1 protein-coding gene is annotated in these 678 nt (G+C 32.5%); it reads left to right on the forward strand.

What is annotated here, in order from left to right:
• Window positions 1-481 precede the first annotated feature (481 nt).
• Window positions 482-678, forward strand: a 197-nt coding sequence (locus ACFO5Q_RS18860) for a rolling circle replication-associated protein (protein WP_452176556.1), incomplete at its 3' end; no start/stop codon positions are given.

A 678-nucleotide genomic window follows, 5' to 3' on the forward strand; every position in this document is an offset into this window, starting at 1 on the left:
GTGTTAGATCAAGTATATGTCCAGGAGGAAAACGTTACTTATATTGATCACGTATATACATGTGAGTGCGGTGCAAGGGTTGTTGAACAGGAAGAAGCAGAACACAAAAATGCCTAGTTCTCTTTAACTTGATTATACAGGTTAATAAGCAGAAAAGTAGAAAGGTGATCTAATGAAATATAAACATAAAATAGTGACTTCAGGTGACATCATAGAGCTTTATACATACGAAAAAGAGGTTTGTACTGGTAAAGATAAAGATGGAAAAAGAGAAGAAAATAATGGTCGTCGTGGTGACGGTTTAAAATGGGTTGAGGAAGATAAAAAAAGATATAGGACTGAAACNGTTGAGGAAGATAAAAAAAGATATAGGACTGAAACACTTCAAAAAGCTAAAAAACAGCTTAGAAGGGAAATAAACGCTAATGTAGATCAATGGCAAGAGAAAACAAAGTTTATAACATTAACATATTCGGAAAATATGAAAGATGTAAAAGAGAGTAATTATAACTTCAAGAAATTTATACAGCGGTTAAATTATAAAATGGATCTCAAATTAAAATATAGTTGTGTGGTTGAGTTTCAAAAGCGTGGTGCGGTTCATTATCACTTGTTAGCTTATAATCTACCATTTATTGAAAATAGCAAACTAGCGGAAATATGGGGGCATGGATTTGT

The organism is Kordiimonas lipolytica, assembly GCF_042651265.1.
GTDB classification, from domain to species: domain Bacteria; phylum Pseudomonadota; class Alphaproteobacteria; order Sphingomonadales; family Kordiimonadaceae; genus Kordiimonas; species Kordiimonas lipolytica.